The sequence below is a fragment of the Bacillus sp. SIMBA_005 genome (assembly GCF_046535585.1).
In the GTDB taxonomy this organism is placed as follows: Bacteria; Bacillota; Bacilli; order Bacillales; family Bacillaceae; genus Bacillus; species Bacillus pumilus.
The window spans coordinates 1-262 of record NZ_JAWRWI010000608.1; the positions used below are offsets into that span (position 1 = coordinate 1).

1 protein-coding gene is annotated in these 262 nt (G+C 74.4%); it reads left to right on the forward strand.

Features of this window, described 5'->3' with window-relative positions; all coding sequences use genetic code 11:
- A partial coding sequence (locus SB660_RS21510; protein WP_410584439.1) for a hypothetical protein occupies positions 1–262 on the forward strand: 262 nt, incomplete at both ends.

Below are 262 nucleotides of genomic sequence, written 5' to 3' on the forward strand. Positions count from 1 at the left end.
CAGCCGATGGACCCGCTGGCCCATTTCCGCATGGGCGAGCTGCTGCTGGCCGATGGCAACCCCGCCGGCGAGGCGCACCTGCGCCGGGCGATCGCCCTGGATCCTGCCTGCCGCGCCGAGGCATTGCGGATCCTGGAGCGCCACTACCGCGCCAGCGGCGACACCGCCGGGCTGGACGCGGTCCATGACGAATGGGCGCAGATGGTGTCCGCGCAAGCCCGCGCGGCCGACGCGCGTGGCGAGCTCGGGTCGGGCGATGCCT